Origin of the sequence: Nocardioides gansuensis (genome assembly GCF_003076135.1) — a bacterium.
GTDB lineage: Bacteria > Actinomycetota > Actinomycetes > Propionibacteriales > Nocardioidaceae > Nocardioides > Nocardioides gansuensis.
In genome coordinates, this window is sequence record NZ_QDGZ01000022.1 from 1 (window position 1) to 5,260 (window position 5,260).

At 68.0% G+C, this 5,260-nt stretch carries 3 protein-coding genes; all 3 read left to right on the forward strand.

Annotation, left to right across the window (positions count from 1 at the left end):
• The first annotated feature begins 557 nt into the window (after positions 1-557).
• The 3 genes from DDE18_RS22405 (at position 558) to DDE18_RS22420 (ending at position 4,956) form a co-directional block, all read left to right on the forward strand.
• Positions 558-935 carry a YciI family protein gene (locus DDE18_RS22405; protein ID WP_116574648.1) on the forward strand — a complete coding sequence of 126 codons (378 nt, stop codon included), beginning with the start codon at positions 558-560 and terminating at the stop codon, positions 933-935.
• Between the two features lie 41 nt (positions 936-976).
• A complete protein-coding gene (locus tag DDE18_RS22410; protein ID WP_116574649.1) occupies positions 977-2,236 on the forward strand; it encodes an RNA polymerase sigma factor in 1,260 nt (419 codons plus the stop codon).
• A 1,256-nt stretch (positions 2,237-3,492) separates the two neighbouring features.
• On the forward strand, positions 3,493-4,956 hold the full coding sequence (locus DDE18_RS22420) for a protein adenylyltransferase SelO (RefSeq protein ID WP_116574650.1): 1,464 nt from the start codon (positions 3,493-3,495) through the stop codon (positions 4,954-4,956).
• Positions 4,957-5,260 lie beyond the last annotated feature (304 nt).

Sequence of the window (5,260 nt, forward strand, 5' to 3'; positions counted from 1 at the left end):
ACTCTCACCCGCTCATCGACACTTCGGATCAGCCACTTCCCGGACCCGCGACCACGACGCTACGCCCACGACCGCCCACCCGGAAGAGGGACCTCGAAACCACCGGTTGACAACAGAAGGGAGCCGGTGTGGGGCGGGTTCGAGGATGTGGACCCTCACGTCTGGAGTGCTTGATGCGGAAGCGGGACGAGCGCGTCGTGAGACGATGACGAGACTCGTCCGCCGGCCAGGCATGAACGCCGACGCTCGGCGCGGATGACGCACAGGAAACGCATCTGCCCAGATCAGGCTGCAGTGGTCTTCTTCACTGCGGTAAACACCGCAAGTACCTACGGCGAGCGCAGTCATCATTGCTTCGCCAGCGCGGTCCGTGGCATGGGTGAATCGTCCTGGCGGTGACGCAGACGGTAAGCCTACGTGTAGAACGCTGCCCTCACTTCAGGGCGCGGACGGAAAATTGTTCATGGACCCATGTCGAAGGCGCAGGATGTCGTTCGACGTACGGGTGAGTTGGCCACCGACCAGCGGCAGGCCTGACGAAACTTGAGGAGCGAGCAATGCCCAGGTTCATGGGATTCGTGAGGATGGAAGAGGGCGGCGGCATGCCGCCGAAGGCCTTGTTCGAGGCGATGGACAACTACATCGCGGAGCAGGCGGGGGCCGGCCACTTCCTGGACGGCGGCGGCCTCTTCGGCACCGAGGACGCGGTGAACTTCGTGGTGAGGAAGGGCGAGGTCACCCGGGTCGACGGACCGTACGCCGAGGCCAAGGAGGTCGTCGGCGGGTGGGCGCTCCTGCAGTACGACACCCTGGAGGACGCCATCAGCGGCCAGCAGGAGTTCGCCGAGCTGCACGCGAAGTACTGGCCCGAGTGCGAGATGGTCGCCACCCTGCGCCAGGTCTCAGAGGAGCCGCCCCAGCCTTCCGACGCCTGACCATCGGATGCGGGTCGTGCGGCCGGCCCTAGGCTGGCCGCATGGCCCCGTCCGCGGAGGAGTCCGTCACGGCCGTATGGCGCGCCGAGTCCGCCCGGCTGGTCGGTGCCCTGACCCGGATGACCCGTGACCTGGACCTGGCCGAGGACCTGGCCCAGGACGCTCTGGTGAGTGCACTCGAGTCGTGGCCGACCAGCGGTGTGCCCACGAACCCCGGCGCGTGGCTGATGACCGCCGCGAAGCGCCGTGCCATCGACACGTTTCGGCGCGCCGAGAGCCTGCGCCGCAAGACCGACGAGCTCGGTCGTGGCCTCAGTGAGGAGGACGGCATGCCCGACCTCACCTCGCAGGTGGACTTCATCGAGGACGACGTACTGCGGCTGATCTTCCTGTCCTGCCACCCGAAGCTCACCCCGGAGTCGAGGGCAGCGCTGACGCTGCGCCTGGTCGGAGGCCTCACGACCGGGGAGATCGCCCGGGGCTTCCTGGTCGCAGAGCCCGCCATGGGTCAGCGGATCTCGCGCGCCAAGAGGACGCTCAGTGAGGTCCGTGCCGAGTTCGAGGTCCCCGACGGGAAGGAGCGCTCGGCCAGGCTCGACGACGTGATGGCGGTGGTGTACCTGATCTTCAACGAGGGCTACACCGCCACCGCCGGCGAGGACTGGATGCGCCCCGAGCTGACCAACGAGGCGATCAGGCTGGCCCGGATGCTCGCCGAGCTGGTGCCGGAGGAGCCCGAGGTGCACGGGATGCAGGCGCTGCTGGAGCTGCAGGCTTCCCGCAGTGCGGCCCGCGTGGACGAATCCGGGGATCCGGTCCTGCTGGACGACCAGGACCGCAGCCTCTGGGACGAGCAGCTCATCCGGCGGGGGCTGGCCGCGCTGGAGCGCGCCTCCCGGCTCGCGGCCAGCGGGAGGCCTGTGGGCCGCTACTACCTGCAGGCGGCGATCGCCGCGCAGCACGCGCGCGCCGCCACGCCCGAGGAGAGCGACTGGCGTGCCATCGCCGGCCTGTACGACGTGCTCGCTGGGGCCGCCCCCGGCCCTGTCGTGGAGGTCAACCGCGCCGTCGCGCACGGGCGAGCCTTCGGCCCGGAGGCGGGCCTGGCCATCCTGGACGGGCTCGCTCTACCCGGCTCCCATCTGCTGCCCAGCGTGCGCGGTGACCTGCTCGCCCGGGCTGGCCTCCCTCGTGAAGCTGCTGCGTGCTTCCGCGAGGCAGCCTCGCTGACCCGCAACGAGAGCGAACGGTCTTTGCTGCTGGGCCGCGCCGAGGAGAGCGAGAAGGAGGCGCGCTGCTGATGTCGATTTCCGTCCGCACACCTCCTGATGTGATCTGAGAGGAGCCTGCGACGAGTGCTTGGCCGGCGTCAGTGCCGGGAGCAGAGCACCTCTCGTCCTTCGCGCCGGCGACTCACCGGCCCGGTCAGGCGCAACGTCGTGAGGTGGCTGTTGACCTCGCCCGGGCTCTTGCCGTTGCGCTGCGCGAGTGCACGCGTGGAGGGAAGCGGAGGCGCGGAGCCCGCGCGCCTTCCATGCCCTTGCCGAGCCCGGCGAACGCGACGGCAGGGCGGAGGGGCTCGCCGGCCTCGCCGCTGTGGCGGCAGCGTCGGGAGACGTCAGCCAGGCAGCCACCCTGATTGGTGCCGCCCAGCGGCTCCGCGAGTCGATCGCCGGCAGCGAACTCCCCGTTGGCGCGTCGCAGAATGGCACGCCACGTCGACCGGGCTCGGGAGCCCATCGACCCGCACTGGGCCACCGAAATCGAACGCGGGCGCGGGTTTTCCCTCGACGTGGGCGTCACGCAGGCACTGGCTCTGTCGCAGATTTGAGCTCCATCGTCACGTCTGTGCCCGGACAGAGCGCTCAATTCGGGCGCATCTGGCAACGGGTTGTGGGCTGTAGCGGCGGATAGACGCGGGCACATGCCGGCAGGGAGAATCGGGCAGTTACGTCCGTGCCGGCTCGCTGCAGGCGAGCCGAGTGGCTGGACATGAGCGCGCCATCCCGTGGCGACCGGATGCGTCAGGATCCTCTGGTCGGGCGAAGTGACAACTCAACCGAGCACTGCACACCGTGGTCCAGATCCGGATCGAGTACCAACCAGCCACCCGCGACTACGTCGCCCGCCGCACCGCCGAAGGAAAGACCAGCCGCGAGATCAAACGCTGCCTAACCCGCTACGTCGCCCGCGACTTCTATGGACTCCCCGAAAGTGGGGCCCAGCTGCTTGACGAAGCATAGGAGCGTCGCACCCTTCTTGACCGCCTGAACCCGCATGCATGAGCGAACACATCGCCGCATGAGCGGAGCTACGTCGGCGAGCCCATACCTGAAATGCGGGTGCTGGACGAGTCACCCGGTCATGTGCCCAATAGCGCCCGGCCAACGGCTTCCGGTCAGGTTCTTCGGGTCGAAGCACTTAGCAAGGTCGCACAGACATGGATGATTCGCGCCGCTGCGGTAGGTCACGTCACGGACGGTAGATCCACGTCAGACGAAGCGATGCCCCTCGAGGACCACTTGGGTGCTCGCACGCCCGGAGTAGCCTCAAGCAAGTGAGCACCGAACTCCTCGGCTCGGTCACCCTGGGCAACCGCTTCGCCCGGGAGCTGGCCGAGCTGAGTATCCACTGGAGGGCGCTAGAGGTGCCCGAACCACGGATGCTCATGCTCAACGACCTGCTCGCCGCCGAGCTCGGTCTTGACCCGACGTTCCTCCGGAGCGCAGACGGCGTGGAGTTCCTGGTTGGCAATCAAGTGCCCAACGGCGCCACCCCGGTCGCTCAGGCATACGCCGGACACCAGTTCGGTGCCTACGTCCCACGGCTGGGCGATGGGCGGGCCTTGCTCCTCGGTGAGCTGGTCGACGTACATGGACGTGTGCGCGACCTTCATCTCAAGGGCTCGGGTCGCACCCCGTTCGCGCGTGGCGGCGACGGCCTCGCAGCGCTGGGGCCGATGCTGCGCGAGTACCTGGTGAGCGAGGCGATGCACGCGCTCCGGATTCCCACCACGCGCTCCCTCGCGACGGTGGCGACCGGACGCCCGGTGTACCGCGAGACGGCCCTGCCGGGTGCGGTACTTGCCCGCGTCGCCGCCAGCCATCTGCGGGTGGGCTCTTTCCAGTACGCCCGTTCCACGGGGGATTTGGAGCTGCTCCGCCGGCTGGCTGACCACGCGATGGACCGTCACTACCCCGGCGCAGCGGAGGCTGATGAACCGTACCTCGCCCTGTTCGAGGCGATCGTCGCGGCCCAGGCGTCACTGGTTGCCGACTGGATGCTCGTCGGGTTCGTTCACGGCGTCATGAACACCGACAACATGACAATCTCCGGCGAAACCATCGACTACGGTCCCTGCGCCTTCATGGAGGCGTTCGACCCGGCCACGGTGTTCAGCTCTATCGACTACGCCGGGCGCTACGCCTACGGGAATCAACCGTTCGTGGCGGAGTGGAATCTGGCCCGGCTGGCCGAGACCCTCCTGCCCCTTCTCCACGACGACGAGGAGCAGGCTGTCTCGATCGCCGGGGAGGCGCTCGGCCGATTCCGGCCGTCCTACAGCGCCGCATGGTCAAGAGGCATGCGAGCCAAGCTCGGTCTACCTGCGAGCGCCCACGGCGAGGTGACCTCGGCTCTGGTCGAGGACCTGATCCAGATGCTGCAGGAGAGCCGCGTCGACTACACGATGCTATTCCGTCAGCTCGGTGCCGCCGCACGAGGCGACGCCGAGCCCGCGCGGTGCCTATTTCTCGACCTCGCCCGGATCGACGACTGGATGCAGCGTTGGCGTGCCTTCGTACCGGACCCGGAGCTCATGGACCGGACGAACCCCGTGTACATCCCTCGTAACCACCTTGTCGAGGAAGCGCTCACGGCCGCCACCGCAGGTGATCTCCGTCCCTTCGAGCAGCTACTCGAGGCAGTGACTAGTCCCTACGACGAGCGCCCCGGACTCGAGCGCTACGCAGCCCCGGCGCCAGAGGACTTCGGCCGCTACCAGACCTTCTGCGGCACGTAGGCGAAGTGCGACCCGACCATCGGGCGGTCCGGTCGAAACCGCCCGCCACCTCGATAGAGAGCGACCCCAGCGCTGTCCAGATTGTTCCGCTCATCGGCTGCTTGTTTCATTGACCCCAGGACCGGTGCCTGGCGAGGCTCGGTCCAGGCGCCCGGCTCGTCGCTCTCATTTTTCGGTTGCCCACGCTGGTCGTGTGGCTCTCATTTGGCCTGCGCTGGCCGGGCGTCGCCAGAGTCAGGAGAGGCTCAAGAGGGGTTTGCCCAGCTCGAAGCAGCGTTGCCCTCCCGGCTCGACAACCCACCAA

Coding starts and splice junctions, on each gene's coding strand:
- DDE18_RS22405 (WP_116574648.1), top strand. CDS start 558: ATGCCCAGGTTCATGGGATTCGTGAGGATGGAAGAGGGCGGCGGCATG.
- DDE18_RS22410 (WP_116574649.1), top strand. CDS start 977: ATGGCCCCGTCCGCGGAGGAGTCCGTCACGGCCGTATGGCGCGCCGAG.